A 20,204-nucleotide genomic window follows, 5' to 3' on the forward strand; every position below is an offset into this window, starting at 1 on the left:
TCGTGTCTCTGATCGCTTCTGACCACTTCCGCATCGTTGTCGGCCTCGGCAAGAGCGGCATGTCCCTGGTTCGCTTCCTGGCGAACCGGGGCACGTCGTTTGCCGTGGCCGATACGCGGGAAAATCCACCGGAACTGGCCACGCTCAAGCGTGACTATCCGCACGTGGAAGTGCGTTGTGGCGAGCTGGACGTCGAATTCCTGTGCCGCGCCGACGAGCTCTACGTGAGCCCCGGCCTAGCCCTGGCGACCCCGGCCCTGCAGGCTGCCGCCGCCCGTGGCGTGAAATTGTCCGGCGACATCGAGCTGTTCGCGCGAAATGCGAAGGCGCCGATTGTGGCCATCAGCGGTTCCAACGCGAAAAGCACCGTGACCACCCTGGTCGGCGAGATGGCGGCAGCGGCGGGCAAGCGCGTCGCAGTGGGCGGCAATCTCGGTACGCCGGCGCTGGATTTGCTCAGCGATGACGTCGAGTTGTACGTGATGGAATTGTCGAGCTTCCAGCTCGAAACCACTGACCAACTCAACGCTGAAGTGGCCACCGTGCTCAACGTCAGTGAAGACCACATGGACCGCTACAGCGGCCTGCCGGCCTATCACCTGGCCAAGCACCGGATTTTCCGCGGGGCCAGGCAGTTTGTGGTCAACCGTCAGGACGCCCTGAGCCGTCCGTTGATGGGCGAAGGTCAGCCGTGCTGGACGTTCGGCCTGAGCAAACCTGATTTCAAGGCCTTTGGCATTCGCGAAGAAAACGGCGAGAAGTACCTGGCGTTTGAATTCCAGAACCTGATGCCGGTGCGCGAGTTGAAAATCCGTGGCGCCCATAACCAGTCCAATGCCCTGGCGGCGTTGGCGCTGGGCCATGCCGTCGGCCTGCCATTCGACGCCATGCTGTCGAGCCTGCGCACGTTTGCCGGGCTTGAGCATCGCTGCCAGTGGGTCCGTGACCTGGATGGCGTGAGCTACTACAACGATTCCAAAGCCACCAACGTCGGCGCCGCACTGGCCGCCATCGAAGGTTTGGGCGCGGACATTGACGGCAAGGTGGTGTTGATCGCCGGGGGCGACGGCAAAGGCGCCGAGTTCAAGGATCTGCGTGATCCCGTGGCCGCCAACTGCCGCGCCGTCATTTTGATGGGGCGCGACTCCGACAAGATCGGTGAGGCCATCGGCGATGCGGTGCGGTTGATCCGGGTCGGTTCGCTGGTTGAAGCGGTGGAGCAATGCCGCGCCGCTGCACAACCGGGCGATGTGGTGCTGCTGTCGCCAGCCTGCGCCAGTTTCGACATGTTCAAGAATTATGAAGACCGTGGTCACCAGTTCGTCCGCGCCGTGGAGGATCTGGCATGAGCCTGCGAAACATCATCAAGCCTTACCCGTCGCCGATCATCACCGGGCGCGGTATCGACCTCGACTTCCCGATGCTCGCCGGTTGCCTGGCCTTGATCGGCCTCGGGCTGGTCATGATCGCCTCGGCCTCGACCGAAGTGGCGGCGGCGCAATCGGGCAGCGCCCTGTATTACATGATTCGCCACCTTATCTACATCGTGCTGGGACTGGGCGCCTGCGTCATCACCATGATGATTCCGATCGCCACCTGGCAGCGCCTGGGCTGGCTGATGCTGCTGGGTGCGTTCGGTCTCCTGGTGATGGTGATCGTTCCGGGGATCGGCCGTGAAGTGAACGGTTCGATGCGCTGGATCGGCTTCAGTTTCTTCAACGTTCAGCCTTCCGAGATCGCCAAGGTGTTCGTGGTGATCTACCTCGCCGGTTACCTGGTGCGTCGCCAGAAAGAGGTACGTGAAAGCTGGATGGGCTTCTTCAAGCCGTTCATCGTTCTATTGCCAATGGCTGGCCTGCTGCTGATGGAGCCTGACTTCGGTGCCACCGTCGTGATGATGGGGGCCGCCGCGGCGATGCTGTTCCTTGGCGGGGTCGGGCTGTTCCGGTTTTCCCTGATGGTGGTCCTGGCGGTTGCGGCGGTGGTGTTGCTGATTCAAGTGCAACCCTATCGAATGGCGCGTCTGACCAACTTTGCCGATCCATGGGCCGACCAGTTCGGCGCCGGCTATCAGTTGTCGCAGGCATTGATCGCCTTCGGTCGCGGTGAATGGCTGGGTGTTGGCCTGGGCAACAGCGTGCAGAAACAGTTCTACCTGCCGGAAGCCCACACCGACTTCGTGTTCTCGGTCCTGGCCGAAGAGCTGGGGGCCGTGGGTTCCTTGTGCACGGTCGCGCTGTTCGTCTTCGTGTGTATTCGCGGCATGTACATCGGTTATTGGGCCGAGAAGGCCAAGCAATTCTTTGCCGCCTACATTGCGTACGGCTTGTCGTTCCTGTGGATCGGCCAGTTCCTGATCAACATCGGCGTGAACGTCGGTCTGCTGCCGACCAAGGGCCTGACCCTGCCGTTCCTCAGTTATGGCGGCAGTTCGTTGGTGATCTGCGGTGCTTGCCTTGGGTTGTTGTTGCGCATCGAGTGGGAGAGTCGAACCCACCTGGGCAGCGAAGAAATGGAATTCCAAGAGAGCGACTTCGCCGAGGAGTCGACCCATGGGCGCTAACGTATTGATCATGGCGGGCGGCACCGGCGGCCACGTGTTTCCGGCGCTGGCTTGCGCTCGCGAGTTTCAGGCCCGCGGTTACACCGTGCACTGGCTTGGAACGCCCCGTGGCATCGAGAACGACCTGGTGCCGATGGCCGGTATCGAGCTGCATCGGATCAACGCCAGCGGCGTGCGCGGCAAGGGCAAATTGTCCCTGCTCAAGGCCCCGTTCATGGTGCTCAAATCTGTCTGGCAGGCGCGGGCGATCATTCGCCAGCTGCGGCCAGTATGTGTCGTCGGCTTCGGTGGTTTTGTGACCGGTCCCGGCGGTGTCGCAGCCAAACTGGCCGGCGTGCCGGTGATCGTTCATGAGCAGAACGCGGTGGCCGGTACCGCCAATCGGTTGCTGGTGCCGTTGGCCGCCCGAGTCTGTGAAGCGTTCCCCGACACCTTTACCCTGTCGGACAGCCGTCGGACCACCGGTAATCCGGTGCGCACCGAGCTGTTCCTCGAAACACCGCGACAGGCCCTGGCCGGTCGCAAGGCGCGTTTGCTGATCCTGGGTGGAAGCCTGGGCGCAGAACCGTTGAACAAGTTGCTGCCTGAAGCCCTGTCGCAAGTCGCCCCCGACCTGCGCCCGGAAGTGTTTCATCAGGCCGGCAAAAACCACGATGAAGTGACTGCAGAGCGCTATCGCGCGGCTGGCGTCGAGGCGCAAGTGCAGCCCTTCATCAAAGACATGGCTCAAGCCTATGGCTGGGCCGACCTGGTGGTGTGCCGCGCAGGCGCATTGACCATCAGTGAACTGGCTGCCGCCGGTCTGCCCTCGTTGCTGGTGCCTTTGCCCCACGCGATCGACGATCACCAGACCCGCAACGCCGATTATTTGGCCCGTGAAGGCGCTGCCTTCCTGTTGCCGCAAAGAACGACTGGCGCAGCGGATCTTGCCGCACGCCTGACAGAGGTCCTGATGCAACCGCAACGACTCAATGACATGGCCAGCGCGGCACGCCGCCTCGCCAAACCCGATGCAACCCGTAACGTGGTCGATACCTGTCTGGAGGTGGCCCATGGTTGAGAATCAGAAAGCCATGCCGCAACCGGAAATGCGCCGCATCCGTAAAATCCACTTCGTCGGCATCGGCGGCGTGGGCATGTGCGGCATCGCCGAAGTGTTGTTGAACCTGGGCTATCAAGTGTCCGGTTCCGACCTGAAAGCGTCGCCGGTGACCGAGCGTCTTGAATCGTTCGGTGCGCACATTTTCATCGGCCACCGTGCCGAGAACGCCGCTTCTGCCGACGTGCTGGTGGTGTCGAGTGCCGTGAACACCTCCAACCCGGAAGTCGCCACCGCACTGGAACGCCGCATTCCTGTGGTGCCACGCGCCGAGATGCTGGCCGAGCTGATGCGCTATCGCCACGGCATCGCTGTCGCCGGGACCCACGGCAAAACCACCACCACCAGCCTGATCGCTTCGGTGTTCGCGGCCGGTGGCCTGGACCCGACGTTCGTCATCGGTGGCCGTCTGAATGCCGCGGGCACCAATGCCCAACTCGGCACCAGCCGCTACCTGATCGCCGAAGCCGACGAAAGCGATGCGAGCTTCCTGCACTTGCAGCCCCTGGTGGCCGTGGTCACCAACATCGACGCCGACCACATGGCGACCTACGACGGCGACTTCAACAAACTGAAGAAAACCTTCGTCGAGTTCCTGCACAACCTGCCGTTCTACGGTCTGGCGGTGGTGTGCCTGGACGATCCGGTGGTGCGTGAAATCCTGCCGCTGGTGAAACGTCCTACGGTTACCTACGGCTTCGGCGATGACTGCGACGTGCGCGCCATCAATGTGCGCCAGCAGGGCATGCAGACTTTCTTCACCGTGCTGCGCCCTGATCGCGAACCGCTGGATGTCTCGGTGAACATGCCGGGCAACCACAACGTATTGAACGCGCTGGCGACCATCTGCATCGCCTCCGACGAGGGCGTCAGCGATGAGGCCATCGTCCAGGGCCTGTCCGGGTTCCAGGGTGTCGGTCGACGCTTCCAGGTCTATGGCGAACTGCCGGTCGAGGGCGGCAACGTGATGCTGGTCGACGACTACGGTCACCACCCGACTGAAGTCGCCGCTGTAATCAAAGCCGTGCGCGGTGGCTGGCCGGAGCGCCGTCTGGTGATGGTTTACCAGCCGCACCGTTACAGCCGCACCCGCGACCTGTACGACGATTTCGTCAATGTATTGGCCGACGCCAACGTGTTGCTGCTGATGGAAGTCTATCCGGCCGGTGAAGAACCGATCCCGGGCGCCGACAGCCGCAAGCTGTGCAACAGCATTCGTCAGCGGGGCCAGCTCGACCCGATCTACATCGAGCGCGGTGTCGACCTTGCGCCGCTGGTCAAGCCGCTGCTGCGTGCCGGCGACATCCTGCTGTGCCAGGGCGCCGGTGATATCGGTGGTCTCGCCCCGAAACTGTTGGCCAGCCCGCTATTCGCGGGTGCTGTTGCCGCACCGACTCCGGGGAAATTGAAATGACTGCTGCCTACGCCAACCTCGTCTCCACGATCGCACCGAAAGACTTCGGCCGCGTTGCCGTGCTGTTCGGCGGCAAGAGTGCCGAGCGTGAGGTTTCCCTCAAGTCGGGCAACGCTGTTCTCGACGCGCTGCTGAGCGCCGGGGTGGACGCGTTCGGCCTCGACGTGGGCGATGACCTGTTGCAGCGTCTGCTGAACGAAAAAATCGACCGCGCCTTCATCATTCTCCACGGTCGTGGCGGTGAAGACGGCAGCATGCAGGGCCTGCTCGAGTGCCTGGGCATTCCGTACACCGGCAGCGGCATTCTTGCCTCGGCACTGGCGATGGACAAGCTGCGCACCAAACAGGTCTGGCACAGCCTCGGGATTCCGACGCCACGCCACGCCGTACTGAGTTGCGAGGCCGATTGTATTTCGGCAGCGACGGAACTGGGCTTCCCTTTGATCGTCAAACCGGCCCATGAAGGTTCAAGTATCGGTATGGCCAAAGTGACCTCCGCGCCGGAGTTGATCGACGCCTGGAAAGCGGCCAGTACCTACGATTCGCAAGTGTTGGTCGAGCAATGGATTCAAGGTCCGGAGTTCACCATCGCCACCCTGCGTGACCAGGTGTTGCCACCGATTGCCCTGGGCACGACGCACAGTTTCTACGACTACGACGCCAAGTACGTGGCCTCCGATACCCAGTACCGGATTCCGTGTGGCCTGGACAGCAACAAGGAAAAAGAACTGATGGACCTCACGGCGAAAGCCTGTGAGGCGCTGGGTATCGCCGGTTGGGGCAGGGCAGACGTGATGCAGGACGCCGACGGGCAGTTCTGGTTCCTGGAAGTCAACACCGCACCGGGCATGACCGATCACAGCCTGGTGCCGATGGCGGCCCGTGCTGCCGGTCTGGATTTCCAGCAATTGGTTCTGGCGATTTTGGCCGCCAGCATTGCCGGCAACAACGAGCCTCGAGGTTAAGACCATGCAAGGCGCACAGCTGAGACATCAGCCCCCTCCAGTACCCGGCCGCAAGCCGGTGCCGCGGGGTGCCAGCCGAATGGTGGCGAAAGAGCCGATGTCCGCGCGCCTGCCCAAAGCCAATTTCGGCTTTCTCAAAGCCTTGTTCTGGCCGGTGCTGTTGGTTGCACTGGGGTTCGGCACTTACGAAGGCGCACAGCGTTTGCTGCCGTACGCCGACCGGCCGATCACCAAGATCAACGTGCAGGGCGATTTGAGTTACATCAGCCAGCAAGCGGTGCAGCAGCGGATCGCCCCGTACGTGGCGTCGAGCTTCTTCACCATCGACCTGGAGAGCATGCGCACCGAGCTTGAAACCATGCCATGGATTGCCCACGCCGAAGTGCGTCGGGTGTGGCCGGATCAAGTGGTGATCCGCCTGGAAGAACAACTGCCCGTGGCCCGTTGGGGCGATGAGTCGCTGTTGAACAACCAGGGGCAGGCCTTCACCCCGCGTGAGCTGGCGAACTATGAACACTTGCCACAGCTGTTCGGTCCACAACGGGCACAACAGCAAGTGATGCAGCAATACCAGGTGCTGAGCCAGATGCTCAGGCCGTTGGGCTTCTCGATTGCACGCCTGGAATTGCGTGAACGAGGCAGCTGGTTCCTGACCACCGGCGCCGGCAGCGCGGGTCCGGGGATCGAACTGCTGCTGGGACGCGGCAACCTGGTGGAAAAGATGCGCCGCTTCATTGCCATCTACGACAAGACGCTTAAAGAACAGATTACGAACATTGCGCGCATCGATCTGCGCTACGCCAACGGCCTCGCTGTTGGCTGGCGGGAACCTGTAGCGCCCACGACAGCCCAACCCGCTGTCGCGAAGAATTAAGAAGAGGCAGGACCCATGGCAAACGTGCAAAGCGGCAAAATGATCGTCGGTCTCGATATCGGCACCTCCAAGGTGGTGGCGCTGGTCGGCGAGGTCTCGGACGACGGCACGCTGGAAATCGTCGGGATCGGCACTCATCCGTCCCGTGGCCTGAAGAAAGGCGTGGTGGTGAACATCGAGTCCACCGTGCAATCGATTCAGCGCGCGATCGAAGAAGCGCAGCTGATGGCCGGTTGCCGGATCCACTCGGCGTTCGTCGGCGTGGCCGGCAATCACATCCGCAGCCTGAACTCCCACGGCATCGTGGCGATTCGTGATCGCGAAGTCAGCGCCGCCGACCTTGAGCGCGTCCTCGACGCCGCCCAGGCCGTGGCGATCCCGGCTGACCAGCGCGTATTGCACACCCTGCCGCAGGATTACGTGATCGATAACCAGGAAGGCGTTCGTGAGCCTCTGGGCATGTCGGGCGTACGTCTGGAAGCCAAGGTTCACGTGGTGACCTGCGCCGTCAACGCCGCACAGAACATTGAAAAATGCGTGCGTCGCTGTGGCCTGGAAATCGACGACATCATTCTCGAGCAGCTGGCGTCCGCGTATTCGGTGCTGACCGACGACGAGAAAGAGCTGGGCGTGTGCCTGGTGGACATCGGTGGCGGCACCACCGACATCGCGATCTTCACCGAAGGCGCGATCCGTCACACCGCGGTGATCCCGATTGCGGGCGATCAGGTGACCAACGACATCGCGATGGCGTTGCGCACCCCGACCCAGTACGCCGAAGAAATCAAGATTCGCTACGCCTGCGCCCTGGCCAAGCTGGCCGGTGCCGGTGAGACCATCAAGGTCCCAAGCGTTGGCGACCGTCCGCCGCGCGAGCTGTCGCGCCAGGCCCTGGCCGAAGTGGTCGAGCCGCGTTACGACGAACTGTTCACGCTGATCCAGGCCGAACTGCGTCGCAGCGGCTACGAAGACCTGATCCCTGCCGGCATCGTGCTGACCGGCGGTACATCGAAAATGGAAGGCGCGGTCGAACTGGCCGAAGAGATCTTCCACATGCCGGTCCGCCTGGGCGTGCCTCACGGCGTCAAGGGTCTGGATGACGTGGTCCGCAACCCGATTTATTCCACTGGCGTTGGCTTGTTGATGTACGGCCTGCAAAAGCAGTCCGACGGGATTTCGTTCTCGGGCATCAGCAGCCGCGACAGCTACAGCAATGAAGAACCGAAAGCCGCCTTGCTCGATCGCATCAAGAGCTGGGTACAAGGCAACTTCTAAAGATTTACCGCAGCACCGTTGTAGATACAGGCAGTAGGCGAAAAAACTAGAGAACGTAAAGGAGAGGGAAAATGTTCGAACTCGTAGACAACATCCCCGCAAGCCCGGTTATTAAAGTTATCGGTGTTGGCGGAGGCGGCGGCAACGCTGTCAACCACATGGTCAAGAGCAACATTGAAGGCGTTGAATTCATCTGCGCCAACACTGATGCCCAGGCGCTGAAATCCATCGGCGCGCGGACCATCCTGCAACTGGGTACCGGCGTGACCAAAGGTCTGGGCGCTGGCGCCAACCCTGAAGTAGGTCGTCAGGCCGCTCTCGAAGACCGTGAGCGCATTGCCGAAGTCCTGCAGGGCACCAACATGGTGTTCATCACCACTGGCATGGGCGGTGGTACCGGTACCGGTGCTGCGCCGATCATTGCTGAAGTGGCCAAGGAAATGGGGATTCTCACCGTTGCGGTGGTGACTCGTCCGTTCCCGTTCGAAGGCCGCAAGCGCATGCAGATCGCTGACGAAGGTATCCGTCTGCTGTCTGAAAGCGTTGACTCGTTGATCACCATTCCCAACGAGAAGCTGCTGACCATCCTCGGTAAGGACGCAAGCCTCTTGTCGGCTTTCGCCAAGGCTGACGATGTACTGGCCGGTGCCGTTCGCGGTATCTCCGACATCATCAAGCGTCCGGGCATGATCAACGTCGACTTTGCCGACGTACGCACCGTGATGAGCGAAATGGGCATGGCGATGATGGGCACTGGCTGCGCCAGCGGTCCGAACCGTGCACGCGAGGCCACCGAAGCGGCCATTCGCAACCCGTTGCTCGAAGACGTGAACCTGCAAGGTGCACGCGGCATCCTGGTGAACATCACCGCCGGTCCTGACCTGTCCCTGGGTGAGTACTCCGACGTGGGTAGCATCATCGAAGCCTTCGCTTCCGAGCACGCAATGGTCAAGGTCGGTACCGTTATCGATCCGGACATGCGCGACGAACTGCACGTGACTGTGGTTGCTACCGGTCTGGGCGCTAAAATCGAGAAGCCTGTAAAGGTCATCGACAATACCGTTCACACCTCGATGGCTTCCCAGCCGCAACAATCGGCACCCGCTCGTCAGGAACAACCAGCGGTAAACTACCGTGACCTGGACCGTCCGACCGTCATGCGCAACCAGGCTCAGGCCGGTGCTGCGACTGCCGCGAAGATGAATCCGCAAGATGATCTGGACTACCTGGACATCCCGGCTTTCCTGCGTCGCCAGGCTGATTGATGGAATGTATCAGGGCTATGAAGGTGATTGGTGTTCAGCAAAGGTCTGGTCTGCTATTATCGCCAGCCTTTGTTGATACCAGTTCGCAATTTGCGCTGAAGCGGCCCAAGCCATGATTAAACAACGCACACTGAAAAATATTATCCGTGCCACAGGTGTAGGCCTGCACTCCGGGGAGAAGGTATACCTGACCCTCAAGCCAGCACCTATCGACACCGGCATTGTGTTTTGTCGTGCCGATCTCGATCCGGTCGTGCAAATCCCTGCCCGCGCGGAAAACGTTGGTGAAACCACGATGTCGACCACATTGGTCAGTGGTGACACCAAAGTGGATACGGTGGAGCACTTGCTCTCGGCCATGGCTGGCCTGGGCATCGATAACGCCTACGTCGAGCTCTCCGCGTCTGAAGTCCCAATCATGGATGGTAGCGCTGGACCCTTCGTATTTCTGATTCAGTCGGCTGGCCTGGAAGAACAGGACGCCGCCAAGAAGTTCATCCGGATCCTGCGGGAAGTGACAGTGGAAGACGGCGACAAGCGCGCCACTTTCGTCCCTTTCGAAGGTTTCAAAGTGAGCTTCGAGATCGATTTCGATCACCCGGTTTTCCGTGACCGCACACAAAGTGCAAGCGTGGATTTTTCCAGCACTTCGTTCGTAAAAGAAGTCAGCCGCGCCCGCACCTTTGGTTTCATGAGTGACATCGAGTACCTGCGCAAGCACAACCTCGCACTCGGCGGCAGCGTTGAAAACGCTATTGTGGTCGACGCGGATGGTGTACTGAACGAAGACGGCCTTCGCTATGAAGACGAATTCGTGAAGCACAAGATCCTCGATGCAATTGGTGACCTCTACCTGCTGGGCAATAGCCTGATTGGTGAGTTCAAGGGCTTCAAGTCCGGACATGCATTGAACAACCAGCTACTGCGCAAGTTGATTGAGCAGAAAGATGCTTGGGAAGTCGTGACTTTCGAAGACGCCAGCACTGCACCGATCTCTTACATGCGTCCCGTTGCGGCCGTGTAAGTAAAAACCTCTCTAGTTTTTAAAGGCTGCCTTCGGGTGGCCTTTTTTTATGCCTGTATGCCGATCGTTCCTCAGTCAGCAGAGACCACCCGGTTACGCCCATTTTCCTTGGCCTGATACAGCGCCTTGTCCGCCGCGAACAGCACACTTTCCAGGCTGATATCAGTTGCCGTTGTCCAGGTGCTGATACCAATACTGACAGTGATCGGCGATTCGGCACCCTCGATGAACGGCAACTGCTCAACAGCTTTGCGAATGTGTTCGGCAATCTGTTGCGCGCCGGCGCTGTCGGTTTCCGCCAGGATCACTGAAAACTCTTCGCCACCGTAACGGGCCGCCAGATCAGCTGGTCGTCGCACATGGGCGCTGATGACACTGGCCAGCGTACGTAACGCTTGGTCGCCGGCCTGATGGCCATACCGATCGTTGAAATCCTTGAAGTGATCGGCGTCAATCATCAGCACCGACAGTGGTTTGCCCGATCGTTGCGCCCGAAACCATTCATGACGCAGGGCCTGGTCCAGCGTCCGGCGATTGGCCAGGCCGGTCAACGCATCGGTGGCGGCCAGTTGCGCCAGCCCCCGCTCGGCGTTGTGGCGCAGGCGCAGTTCTCGACAGAACATCCAGGTCAACCAGAGCAGACTGATGCACAACGCCAGGGTCGCCACGCTGACCACCAACGTCGTGCGCTTCCAGGAGGCAAACACTTCATCGCTCGACAGAGCAACGACGACGATCAGCGGCAGGTTGCCCACCTTGGAAAACGTGTACAGGCGTTTGTCCTGGTATTGGCTTGAAACGCTGGTGAAGCTGCCGTTGCCCTCTTTGACGATGCGCTGGAAATTGGGGCGGTTGCTGAAATCCTTGCCGACCAACTCTTCGGCCGGGCGCGGTTCCTGGGCCAGCAGGATGCCGTCCGAGCTGATCAGGTTGACCGAACTGTCACGACCGATGTTCAAGCTGTTGAACAATTGATCGAAGTAACTCAGGCGCATCGCGGCTTCGGCGACACCGAGGAATTCGCCCTGCGTACCGCTGACCCGGCGACTGAAGCTGATTCGCCACTCATGTTCAGGCTGCCTGGAGCGAAAGGGGCGGCTGATGAACATGCCCGGGTCGCGATTGCTCACGTGAGACTGAAAGTATTCACGGTCGGCGAAATTGCCTTTTCTGGGCTCCACCGAGGCCGAGTCGGCAATGACATCGCCCTTGTTGTCCAACAGCAGAATATCGCCCTTGTAAGGTGCGGCCGTGGCGCGGTCAAACAAGGCCAGATGGCGGATGGCGGGAGACACATTCTTGAGGTCTTCTCGTTGCGAGGCCGCAATCAGACCGAGCAGGGACAGGTCGTAGAGCTCGACATTGCGCAGCACGTCGGCGTCGATCAACTGCACGATATTGGACGCGGCACGCGTGGCAGACAGTTCTGCGGTGGCGCGCTCACGGACCAACAAAAACGCCACGATGCTCAGGATGGCGACCACCAGCAGCAAACTGCCAAGAACCAGAAGCCGCTCCGACCGGGGCGAACGGACCGGATCTTGAGGTTGTGCACTGCTCACGCTCATGGTTCTGACTTCTGCTAATGAGGCGTTATGAAGGTGCTTTCGCATGAATCGGGCAGAGTTCCAGAAACCGGTCGCGTCCAGAGCGCCTGAATAAAACCCGGATAAAAAAAGGCCGGCAAAACGTGCTGGCCATTTGTACGGTGAAGTTTAGAAGACATTCAGCGGGTAGTCGACGAACACCCTGTATTCGTCAGTTAACTCGTCAATTATTAATTTTTCTCGTCATCGACCCAGCGAATATCAAATGTGCCCACGAAGAGTTCTCTGGGTGCGTTGTCGTCGATTTTGGCGTTAAAAGAGAATTTCCCGGTTGCGAACGCTTGCTCTCTATTGAAACTTTCGATTGTCAGGGTGCCATCAATCGCTTCGTAGCTCATCCGGTGATCGCCATTCTGAGTGAAGTAGCGGCAGTAATAGTTTTTTGGGAAAGCCTCTGCTGGTAACAGGTATTGTCCTGGCGTAATCGAATCGTAGAAACCGATCTGGATGCCTCTGGATTGATCTGCCACACGTTCAGTTTGACCAACCAGGGTAATAAAACCGATGTCGGAAGACGACTCGCGGTATTCGACTGTCGAGGACTTGAACCCCCCGCCGTAAGCAATATCCACGTCCACATAACCTGTACTGGCGCGCAGTTGAATATCAGGGTTGGCCGATTCAATTGTCATGATGAACTCCTTGGGCAGGAAGGTCAGGCACCTTCATTCCATTTGGATTGAATACGATCACTATTTTTTCAGCTACTGTCAGATCTGACAGTAGACGGCTGTTTTGTTGCCCTTTCTGACGAGTGGAATCATTCTGTTGTCGCTGGGTGGGGTGCTGCTGACAGAGCGCGCCGTAGCCCTTATCGACTTTTAGCAGGCTTATAAGGTGGCGGTCATCGTTGCAGCAACTGCAATGAACAACGGGCTGAAACTGAGAGGGAAACGCACGTGCGGTAAAGCTCCTTGGAGTCAATCAAGCACTTCATTGGTTGAAGTGCAGGCTGTTTCTTATAGGGGAAGACGAACGAGGCCGGTGTTAAACCACGACGAAAAAAAGCCGCTGATAGCAGCGGCTTTGAAGACAACTTTTCAAAGGGAAGAGCCGATGAAAAGTGTCGAGGGAACAGGTGCGAACTGGGTGGGTCAGCTGTCTTTTTCAGCCCGTGGCTGGTTGGCAGACGTTGACGCTTGAGGGGTTTGCGCAGCTTCCTGGGCTTTGGCCGTCATTTCACTCTGATACTGTTCGTAGGCTGCGACGCGTGCCTCGTTTTGTGCGGCGAAGGTCTGCGACTCTTCAGCCATGGCGAACGGTGACAGGAACAATGAGGACAAAACGAAAGCGCTGGCAATACCCATAGTGTTGGACATCTTTAAAACCTTCTTGCTTGGCAAGTGCTGTTTGGTGCGGCAAAGATAAGGGGGATTGCGGAGGGGAAAAAGAGCGGATTCATGAAAGGACTGTTGCGTTAAAAGCAATAGTTACACACTGATCGTTCCCACGTTGAGGCGTCGAACCGTCCGCGTGGGAATGCAGCCCGGGACGCTCCGCGTCCCAACAAAAGCCGAACGCGGAGCGTCCGTTGAGGCATTCCCACGCAGAGCGTGGGAACGATCCGTTGAGAAGGGCTAAACCGGGAGGTGGATGCCGAAGGTATTCATCCCGTGATCGCTGCGCACAAACACATCCCCGCCGTGCATCAGCGCAATCGCCTTGACGATCGCCAAACCCAACCCGTGGTTGTTGCCGCTGTTGCTGCGTGACGCATCCACCCGGTAAAAACGCTCGAACAGCCGAGGCAAATGCTCGCTGGCAATCGGCGAACCTGGGTTGGCGACACCGATGCTTACCTGATGCGCCTCAACCTCGATTTTCACCTCGATTACTTGTCCGGGCTCGGTGTGCTGAACCGCGTTACTCAACAAGTTAATCAGCGCCCGGCGCAAATGTGCAATCTCGATCCGCACTTGCGCATCACCACTGACGCGCACCTGAACCTGTGCATCCTCAAGAATGAAATCCAGATATTCGAGGGTCGTCGCCACTTCAGCGGCCAGCGAGGTGGACGTCAGTTTGGTGGCCTTGCTGCCCTGGTCCGCGCTGGCAAGAAACAGCATGTCATTGATGATCGAACGCAGCCGCTCCAGCTCTTCAAGGTTCGATTGCAGCACTTCGAAATAGTGTTCGGCAGAACGCCCGCGAGTAAGCGCCACCTGGGTCTGGCCGATCAGGTTGGTCAAGGGCGAACGCAGTTCATGGGCAACGTCGGCGTTGAACGACTCCAGCCGCGAATAGGCCTGTTCCACCCGCTCCAGTGTCGAGTTGAACGAATTGACGAACTGATTGAGTTCCGGCGGCAATGACGACATGCGCAAACGCCCGGAACGCAAAGGCGGCGCCAGTCGCTGGGCTTCCTGAGACAACTTGATCAACGGTTTCAGACCAATGCGCGCCACCCAGTACCCGAGTGCCGAAGCCAGTAACACGCCGACGATCGCCAGGCTGATGAGGGCGATCAGCAGGTGATGCTGAGTCTGGAAAAACGTCTCGGTGTCGATGCCGATCATGAAGCGCAGCGGCGGACGTTGATCCTTGGCCGGGAACTGGCTGACCAGCACTTTCAGCGGATAAGGATGATCCGGCAGGGTCATGTCGCGCATCCCCAGCGCGCCTTCGGCAAAGGCGCGGATCTGCGGCGTCAGGTTGCCGTATTCGTAGTTCGGATCGCCGCTGATGATCCAGAAACTGATGCGTTTGTCTTCTTCGCCGAGCAGCTTGAGCTTGTTGTTGATCTTCACCCAATGCTCGGGCGTGCCGTAACGCCCGACGGTGGATTCGAGCACGCTGTAGCGCGCGTCCAGCTCGGCTTCCGGCAGCAGGCCCAGGCCTTTATCGACCTGTTGATACAGCGCCCAGCCGATCAGCAGGAACACCAGCAGCGCCACCAACGTAAACATCCCACTGAGGCGTAGCGCAATCGAGTTACTGGACACCGCGGCTCTCCAGCACATAACCCATGCCGCGAATGGTGTGCAGCAGTTTTTCGTCGAACGGCCCGTCGAGCTTGGCCCGCAGGCGCTTGATCGCGACTTCGACGACGTTGGCGTCGCTGTCGAAATTGATGTCCCAGACCATTTCGGCAATCGCCGTTTTCGAGAGGATTTCACCTTGCCGGCGGGCCAGCACGCTCAGCAGCGAAAACTCCTTGGCGGTCAGGTCCAGGCGCGTACCGGCGCGGGTCGCCTTGCGGCTGATCAAGTCGATCCACAGGTCGGCAATGCTCACTTGCACCGGTTCGTGGCCGCCGCTGCGCCGGGTCAGCGCTTGCAGGCGTGCTACCAGTTCCAGGAAGGAAAACGGCTTGCCGAGGTAGTCGTCGGCGCCGTCGCGCAGGCCCTTGATGCGGTCTTCGACGCGCTCGCGGGCGGTGAGCATGATCACCGGGGTTTGCTTGCGCGCACGCAAGGCGCGCAGTACGCCGAAGCCGTCGAGGCCGGGCAGCATGACGTCGAGGACGATCACCGCATAGTCGCTTTCCAGTGCCAGGTGCAGGCCGCTGACGCCGTCGCGCGCCAGGTCCACGGTGTAACCCTGTTCCGTCAGGCCGCGGTGCAAATAGTCCGCGGTTTTTTCTTCGTCTTCGATAATCAGAACGCGCATGACCCCGCCTCAGTCTGTGGTTGCCAGCGCCGGCATCGGTGCGGGTTTGGGCTTATGGAAAAGCCGCTCCAGCCACAAGTATATGACCGGAGTGGTGAACAACGTCAGCGCCTGGCTCACCAGCAAGCCGCCGACGACCGCGATCCCCAACGGCTGGCGCAGTTCGGCGCCGGTGCCGTAGCCGAGCATCAGCGGCAATGCACCCAGCAGGGCGGCGAGGGTGGTCATGATGATCGGCCGGAACCGCGTGATACAGGCCTTGAATATCGCCTCTTCAGGCGGCAAGCCACCGTTGCGTTGGGCGTCGAGCGCGAAGTCGATCATCAGGATGCCGTTTTTCTTCACGATCCCGATCAGCAACACCAGCCCGATCAGCGCCATGATCGAAAAGTCCTGGCCACAGATCCACAGCATGATCACTGCGCCGAGCCCCGCCGATGGCAGTGTCGAGATGATGGTCAATGGGTGCACGAAACTCTCATAAAGCACGCCGAGAATGATGTACACCGCCACCAGCGCCGCCAGAATCAGCCACGGCTGGCTGGCCAGCGAACTCTGGAACGCTTGCGCCGCGCCCTGGAAGTTACCGCTCATGGCCGCCGGCATGCCGATCTCGGCCTTGGCCTGGTTGAGCATGATCACGGCATCGCCCAACGCCACGCCGGGTGCCAGGTTGAACGACAGGTTGGCGGCCGGGAACATGCCGTCATGGGCAATGGACAGCGGGCCGACGGTGGGCGCATCGAATTTCGCCAGCGCCGACAGCGGCACCATTTCCCCGCTCAGGGGCGAGCGCAGGTAGAAGTAGTTGAGGCTTTCGGCTTTGCCGCGTTGTTTGGTATCCAGCTCCAGAATCACGTTGTATTGGTTGATCTGGGTCTGGAACTCGTTGATCTGCCGCTGACCGAACGCGTCGTAAAGCGCTTCGTCGACATCACTGGCGGTCAGGCCGAAACGCGCAGCGGCGCTGCGGTCGATGCTGATGTGGGTGATGCTGCCGCCCAGTTGCAGGTCGTTGGAAATATCACGGAACGCCGGGTTGGCGCGCAGCTTTTCCGTCAGGCGCTGGGTCCAGGTGCTGAGGGTCGCGCCGTCGTTGCTCTTGAGCACGTATTGGTACTGGGCGCGACTCGGGCCGGAGCTGAGGTTGATGTCCTGGCCGGCACGCAGGTACAGCACGATGCCCGGGACTTTCATCAGTTTCGGGCGAATCCGGTCAATGAACTGACTGGCCGAGACGTCGCGGTCGCCGCGCTTTTTCAGGGAGATCCAGAAGCGGCCGTTGGCGATGGTCTGGTTACTGCCTGAGACCCCGACCGAGTGGGAAAACGCCGCCACCGCCGGATCCGCCGCGACGATTTCGGCCATCGCCAAGTGTTTTTTCACCATGTCGCCGTAGGAAATATCGGCGGCGGCTTCGGTGGTCCCGAGGACAAAACCGGTGTCCTGCACCGGGAAGAAGCCCTTGGGGATAAAGATGTAACCGGCAATCGCCAGGCCCAGTGACAGGCAGAACACCCCGATCATCAATTTTTGATGGGCGAGGGCGCGGCGCAGGAGCTTTTCATAGCCCGCCAGCAAGCGTTCGCCAAACGTAGGTTTGCTGTGGGCGTGATGCACTGGCGCACGCATGAACAGCGCGGCCAGTGTGGGTGCCAGTGTCAGGGATACCACCACCGAAATCATGATGGTCGAAGTGGCGGTCAGGGCGAATTCCTTGAACAGCCTCCCGACTACACCGCCCATGAACAGCAACGGAATGAACGCCGCCACCAGCGAGAAGCTGATGGACACCACGGTAAAACCAATCTCGCCGGCGCCCTTGATCGCCGCCTCTCGCATGCCGTCGCCGGCCTCAAGGTGACGGTGAATGTTTTCCACCACCACAATGGCATCGTCGACCACGAACCCCACGGCCACCACGATCGCCACCAGCGTCAGGTTGTTGAGGCTGAAGCCCATGATGTACATCAGGGCGAAACTGGCGGTCAGCGAAACACCCAGCACCGCGGACACGATCATGGTTGCCGACCACTGGCGCAGGAACAGCGCCATCACCGCCACCACCAGCAGGATTGCGATCAGCAGGGTGACCTCCACTTCATGCAGCGAGGCGCGGATGGTCTGTGTGCGGTCGACCAGCACCTTGACCTGCACCGACGCCGGCAGCATGGCTTCGAGGCCGGGCAGGGCGGCCTGAATGCGATCCACCGTCTCGACAATGTTGGCCCCCGGTTGCCGGGAAATCACCAGGTTCACCCCCGGCTTGTCTCCAGCCCAGGCTTGCACGTAGGCATCTTCCGAACCGTTGACGACTTTGGCGACGTCCTTGAGGTGAACCGGTGCGCCGTCCTTGTAGGAAACGATGAGTTGGCTGTATTCCTCGGGATGGAAGAGCTGGTCGTTGGTCGACAGCGTCGAGATGCTCGACTCGCCGTACAACGCACCTTTGGCGAGGTTGAGGCTGGTGTTCTGGATTGCCTGGCGAATGTCCGCCAGCGTCAGGCCGATAGCGGCGAGTTTGTCCGCCGAGGCTTGAACGCGAATCGCCGGACGTTGCTGACCGGTAATGTTGATTTGGCCTACGCCGTTGATCTGACTGATCTGACGCGAGAGCAGGGTTTCCACCAGGTCGCTGAGCTCAGTGCCGGGCATTTGTGTCGAGTTGACGCTGAGAATCAGCACCGGGCTGTCGGCCGGGTTGACCTTGCGCCACGTCGGCAGGGTCGGCATGTCTTTGGGCAGCTTGCCGGCGGCGGTGTTGATCGCGGCCTGTACTTCCTGGGCGGCGGTGTCGATGCTTTTGTCGAGGGTGAATTGCAGGGTCAGGTTGGTCGAGCCCAGGGCGCTGCTCGAGGTCATCTGGGTCACGCCGGGGATGGCGCTGAATTGCACTTCAAGCGGCGTGGCCACCGACGACGCCATGGTTTCCGGGCTGGCGCCGGGGAGTTGCGCGGCGACCTGAATGGTCGGGAATTCCGCCTCTGGCAGCGGCGCAATGGGCAGGCGCGGAAAGGCGATGACGCCCAACAGTACCAAGGCAAACGTCAGCAGAACGGTGGCGACCGGGTGATCGATGCACCACGCCGAGATCGAGCCGTGGCCCTTCATGGCTTGGACTCCGACTGAACCACTTGCGGCGGGTCGGTCAGCACCTGAACGGTGGAACCGGGTTTGAGCCGCGACTGGCCATCGCTGACCAATACATCGCCCGGTTTGACACCTTTGATGATGTCCTGGCCGCTGCCTTGAGCAACCATCTGTACGGTGACGGTTTCGACTTTGTCGCCGTTGACCCGGTACACGTAATGTTGATCGAGGCCGCGTTGTACGACGGTGGGCGGCACCACCAGCGCATCTTTATCCAGCGCTGTCTGAATCTTTACCGTCACCAGCAGGCCCGGCCAGAGCTTTTGCCCGGGGTTGTCGAATTCAGCCTTGGCGCGGATGGTCCCGGTGTTGGCGCTGATCTGGTTGTCGATCAGGGTCAGGTGACCTTCGCCCAGCAGGTTGCCGGTTTCGCCGTCGGTGTCGGCACCGATGTAGGCTTTCACCACCGCGTGCTCCGGGTCGTTGATCAGGCCTTGCAGGGTGGGCAGCATTTGCTGTGGCAGGGAGAATTCCACGGCAATCGGGTCGATCTGGGTCACCGTGAACAGGCCTTGGGCGTCGGCCATGCGCAGGAAGTTGCCTTCATCCACTGTGCGAATTCCGACGCGGCCGGTGACCGGGGAGCGAATCTGTGTGTAGGAAAGCTGCACTTGAGCGGCGTCGATCGAGGCTTGGTTACCTTGGGCGGTGGCTTTGAGTTGGTTGACCAGGGCTTGTTGCTGGTCGTAGGTCTGTTTGGATACGCCGTCGTCGACGCTCAGGAGTTTGTAGCGCTTGAGGTTGACTTGTGCGACTTGCAGTTGTGCCTGGCTTTCGCCGAGTTGGGCGCGGGCCTGGTCGAGGCTGGCGCGGATGGAGCGGTCGTCGATGGTGGCGAGCAGGTCGCCTTTGTTCACCAGTTGGCCTTCTTTGACCATGATTTTGGTGAGGATGCCGTCGATTTGCGGGCGGACGACGACGCTGTGCAGTGATAGCACTGAGCCGATGCCGCTGACGTAGCGGGGGACGTCTTTTGTGGTGACGCTGACGACGCGAACGGGGATTGCTGTGGGCGCGGCGAGTTTGGCGGTGGCGGGTTTGGTGGCGTACCACACGCCCAGCGCTGCCATGACGATCAGAAGGGTTGCTAGCAGGGCGGGTTTTTTCTGAATTCGCATGCGTGTGGGGCGCCGGGGCTTGGGGTTTTGTCGGGTTTGTATTTTCCTTTATAAACCTGTTTGGTGGTCGGGAAGGTGACTGGTAACTGACGGCGCTGTCAGTTTGGGGCGTTCTTTTGGTCTTGGCGGCCTTTGGGCCGACCATGTTGGTGTTGGCTGGGGGGGCATATCCGTTGCTGCGGTGATGGCGGCTGGCGGTTTCGCCCTTACGGCGACTCCCTTTGGCAAACGCCCCAAAGGA

General features: G+C 60.2%; 16 protein-coding genes. 9 read left to right on the forward strand and 7 right to left on the reverse strand.

Annotated features, from left to right (window positions below; all coding sequences use genetic code 11):
* Window positions 1-2 precede the first annotated feature (2 nt).
* The 9 genes from murD (at window position 3) to lpxC (ending at window position 10,479) form a co-directional block, all read left to right on the forward strand.
* Window positions 3-1,349 carry a UDP-N-acetylmuramoyl-L-alanine--D-glutamate ligase gene (gene murD, locus QRN31_RS25455; RefSeq protein WP_285435308.1) on the forward strand — a complete coding sequence of 449 codons (1,347 nt, stop codon included), beginning with the start codon at window positions 3-5 and terminating at the stop codon, window positions 1,347-1,349.
* Window positions 1,346-2,563 (forward strand): putative lipid II flippase FtsW, encoded by a 1,218-nt coding sequence (gene ftsW, locus QRN31_RS25460; protein ID WP_414923382.1) that lies wholly within the window; start codon window positions 1,346-1,348, stop codon window positions 2,561-2,563. Before murD ends, ftsW begins: the two co-directional genes overlap by 4 nt.
* Window positions 2,553-3,623 (forward strand): undecaprenyldiphospho-muramoylpentapeptide beta-N-acetylglucosaminyltransferase, encoded by a 1,071-nt coding sequence (murG, locus tag QRN31_RS25465; protein ID WP_285435310.1) that lies wholly within the window; start codon window positions 2,553-2,555, stop codon window positions 3,621-3,623. Before ftsW ends, murG begins: the two co-directional genes overlap by 11 nt.
* A complete protein-coding gene (gene murC / locus QRN31_RS25470; RefSeq protein ID WP_285435312.1) occupies window positions 3,616-5,076 on the forward strand; it encodes a UDP-N-acetylmuramate--L-alanine ligase in 1,461 nt (486 codons plus the stop codon). Before murG ends, murC begins: the two co-directional genes overlap by 8 nt.
* Entirely contained in the window at window positions 5,073-6,041 is a 969-nt protein-coding gene (locus QRN31_RS25475) for a D-alanine--D-alanine ligase (protein ID WP_222588380.1), read from the forward strand. The genes murC and QRN31_RS25475 overlap by 4 nt, the downstream gene beginning before the upstream one ends.
* Before the next feature lie 4 nt (window positions 6,042-6,045).
* A complete protein-coding gene (locus QRN31_RS25480) occupies window positions 6,046-6,915 on the forward strand; it encodes a cell division protein FtsQ/DivIB (RefSeq protein WP_090180278.1) in 870 nt (289 codons plus the stop codon).
* Window positions 6,916-6,930: 15 nt separating this feature from the next.
* Window positions 6,931-8,190, forward strand: a complete 1,260-nt coding sequence (gene ftsA, locus QRN31_RS25485; protein ID WP_046048247.1) for a cell division protein FtsA — start codon at window positions 6,931-6,933, stop codon at window positions 8,188-8,190.
* A 71-nt stretch (window positions 8,191-8,261) separates the two neighbouring features.
* A complete protein-coding gene (gene ftsZ, locus QRN31_RS25490) occupies window positions 8,262-9,455 on the forward strand; it encodes a cell division protein FtsZ (protein ID WP_007943486.1) in 1,194 nt (397 codons plus the stop codon).
* Between the two features lie 112 nt (window positions 9,456-9,567).
* Window positions 9,568-10,479 carry a UDP-3-O-acyl-N-acetylglucosamine deacetylase gene (gene lpxC / locus QRN31_RS25495; RefSeq protein ID WP_222588379.1) on the forward strand — a complete coding sequence of 304 codons (912 nt, stop codon included), beginning with the start codon at window positions 9,568-9,570 and terminating at the stop codon, window positions 10,477-10,479.
* A gap of 71 nt (window positions 10,480-10,550) precedes the next feature.
* On the opposite strand, the gene QRN31_RS25500 is transcribed toward lpxC, so the two are convergent.
* From QRN31_RS25500 to QRN31_RS25530, 7 genes are all read right to left on the reverse strand, one after another.
* Complete coding sequence (locus QRN31_RS25500) at window positions 10,551-12,047, reverse strand: sensor domain-containing diguanylate cyclase (RefSeq protein WP_285435317.1); 1,497 nt, start codon at window positions 12,045-12,047, stop codon at window positions 10,551-10,553.
* Between the two features lie 209 nt (window positions 12,048-12,256).
* On the reverse strand, window positions 12,257-12,718 hold the full coding sequence (locus tag QRN31_RS25505) for a hypothetical protein (RefSeq protein WP_285435319.1): 462 nt from the start codon (window positions 12,716-12,718) through the stop codon (window positions 12,257-12,259).
* Window positions 12,719-13,180: 462 nt separating this feature from the next.
* On the reverse strand, window positions 13,181-13,405 hold the full coding sequence (locus tag QRN31_RS25510; RefSeq protein WP_285435320.1) for a hypothetical protein: 225 nt from the start codon (window positions 13,403-13,405) through the stop codon (window positions 13,181-13,183).
* A 258-nt stretch (window positions 13,406-13,663) separates the two neighbouring features.
* Complete coding sequence (locus QRN31_RS25515; RefSeq protein WP_285435321.1) at window positions 13,664-15,028, reverse strand: heavy metal sensor histidine kinase; 1,365 nt, start codon at window positions 15,026-15,028, stop codon at window positions 13,664-13,666.
* Entirely contained in the window at window positions 15,018-15,695 is a 678-nt protein-coding gene (locus QRN31_RS25520) for a heavy metal response regulator transcription factor (protein WP_285435322.1), read from the reverse strand. The genes QRN31_RS25515 and QRN31_RS25520 overlap by 11 nt, the downstream gene beginning before the upstream one ends.
* Window positions 15,696-15,704: 9 nt before the next feature.
* Window positions 15,705-18,806 (reverse strand): multidrug efflux RND transporter permease subunit, encoded by a 3,102-nt coding sequence (locus QRN31_RS25525; protein WP_285435323.1) that lies wholly within the window; start codon window positions 18,804-18,806, stop codon window positions 15,705-15,707.
* Entirely contained in the window at window positions 18,803-19,963 is a 1,161-nt protein-coding gene (locus QRN31_RS25530; protein ID WP_285435324.1) for an efflux RND transporter periplasmic adaptor subunit, read from the reverse strand. The genes QRN31_RS25525 and QRN31_RS25530 overlap by 4 nt, the downstream gene beginning before the upstream one ends.
* Window positions 19,964-20,204: the final 241 nt, after the last annotated feature.

Source organism: Pseudomonas sp. fls2-241-R2A-110, assembly GCF_030209165.1.
Taxonomy (GTDB): Bacteria; Pseudomonadota; Gammaproteobacteria; order Pseudomonadales; family Pseudomonadaceae; genus Aquipseudomonas.

Coding starts and splice junctions, on each gene's coding strand:
- ftsW (WP_414923382.1), top strand. CDS start 1,346: ATGAGCCTGCGAAACATCATCAAGCCTTACCCGTCGCCGATCATCACC.
- QRN31_RS25510 (WP_285435320.1), bottom strand. CDS start 13,405: ATGTCCAACACTATGGGTATTGCCAGCGCTTTCGTTTTGTCCTCATTG.
- lpxC (WP_222588379.1), top strand. CDS start 9,568: ATGATTAAACAACGCACACTGAAAAATATTATCCGTGCCACAGGTGTA.
- QRN31_RS25505 (WP_285435319.1), bottom strand. CDS start 12,718: ATGACAATTGAATCGGCCAACCCTGATATTCAACTGCGCGCCAGTACA.
- ftsA (WP_046048247.1), top strand. CDS start 6,931: ATGGCAAACGTGCAAAGCGGCAAAATGATCGTCGGTCTCGATATCGGC.
- QRN31_RS25530 (WP_285435324.1), bottom strand. CDS start 19,963: ATGCGAATTCAGAAAAAACCCGCCCTGCTAGCAACCCTTCTGATCGTC.
- QRN31_RS25475 (WP_222588380.1), top strand. CDS start 5,073: ATGACTGCTGCCTACGCCAACCTCGTCTCCACGATCGCACCGAAAGAC.
- QRN31_RS25500 (WP_285435317.1), bottom strand. CDS start 12,047: ATGAGCGTGAGCAGTGCACAACCTCAAGATCCGGTCCGTTCGCCCCGG.
- QRN31_RS25520 (WP_285435322.1), bottom strand. CDS start 15,695: ATGCGCGTTCTGATTATCGAAGACGAAGAAAAAACCGCGGACTATTTG.
- QRN31_RS25525 (WP_285435323.1), bottom strand. CDS start 18,806: ATGAAGGGCCACGGCTCGATCTCGGCGTGGTGCATCGATCACCCGGTC.
- QRN31_RS25480 (WP_090180278.1), top strand. CDS start 6,046: ATGCAAGGCGCACAGCTGAGACATCAGCCCCCTCCAGTACCCGGCCGC.
- ftsZ (WP_007943486.1), top strand. CDS start 8,262: ATGTTCGAACTCGTAGACAACATCCCCGCAAGCCCGGTTATTAAAGTT.
- murC (WP_285435312.1), top strand. CDS start 3,616: ATGGTTGAGAATCAGAAAGCCATGCCGCAACCGGAAATGCGCCGCATC.
- murG (WP_285435310.1), top strand. CDS start 2,553: ATGGGCGCTAACGTATTGATCATGGCGGGCGGCACCGGCGGCCACGTG.